The sequence below is a fragment of the Salmonella enterica subsp. diarizonae genome (assembly GCF_008692785.1).
Taxonomy (GTDB): Bacteria; Pseudomonadota; Gammaproteobacteria; order Enterobacterales; family Enterobacteriaceae; genus Salmonella; species Salmonella diarizonae.
In genome coordinates, this window is record NZ_VXJV01000029.1 from 1 (window position 1) to 862 (window position 862).

At 56.0% G+C, this 862-nt stretch carries 1 protein-coding gene and 1 pseudogene; both read left to right on the forward strand.

The window, feature by feature from the left end; genetic code table 11:
* Positions 1-294: pseudogene (locus F4V72_RS23935) on the forward strand (type VI secretion system baseplate subunit TssG); the annotation flags it as partial.
* 1 nt (position 295) lies between these two features.
* Positions 296-823 carry a type VI secretion system lipoprotein TssJ gene (gene tssJ, locus F4V72_RS23940; RefSeq protein WP_071891280.1) on the forward strand — a complete coding sequence of 176 codons (528 nt, stop codon included), beginning with the start codon at positions 296-298 and terminating at the stop codon, positions 821-823.
* The last annotated feature ends 39 nt before the right edge of the window (positions 824-862 follow it).

The following is an 862-nucleotide window of genomic DNA, read 5'->3' on the forward strand; positions in this document are numbered from 1 at the left end:
CCGGATTTTACGCTGTATAACGATTTACTGGCCCTGCTGCGGGTCTATCTGGGCTGGCGCTACGATGCGCATATTTCCCTGACGTTCCCGCGCCGGTTACTGCCCCGGCCACGGCTGACCTGCCAATATTCTGACGATTCGGTATACATGGGGTACTCCTGCCTGCTGGGGCACGACCCTGACGATATGACACCGGACCCGGCGATGCCGGACCGTCTCACCGTCAGCCTGGGCTATTACGAAGGACTGCAGAAAAATCCACAACACCGCGAGGTGACAGACGTTGAAGAGTGATATGACGAAACAATACCGACTGCTGGCCGCGCTGCTGCCGCTGGCTTTTCTCCTGTCCGGCTGCGGGCTGACCCAGAGCGTCAGCGACGGCACGAAATCGGTGGTAACGGCCATCTTTTACAAGACGGTGAAAACCCTGCGTCTCGATCTGAAGGCCCGTGCAGCACTCAATCCCGATGAAGACGGGATGCCGCTGGCAACGGATGTGTGGGTCTACCAGTTGAAAGATCGTCAGGCGTTTGATAAGGCCGATTATGCGGCACTGCAGTCTGATGCTAACACCGTACTGGGCGCTGACCTGGTGGCCGAAAAGGATGTGTGGGTGCGTCCAGGTAATACCGTCTCGCTGGATATGCTGCTGGATGAGAAAGCGCAATATGTGGCGCTGGTGGCACAGTTCCGCTCACCGGATGCGCGTAAGAACGACTGGCGACTGGTGCTGACACGGGATGACCTCGATCCTGATAAGGCGCGTACCGTGTCACTGGAGGGGAATTCACTGATGCTGAAAACGTCTGATGATAAATAAAGAAAATCATGAAATACGGATGGAAGTTATATGACCAGG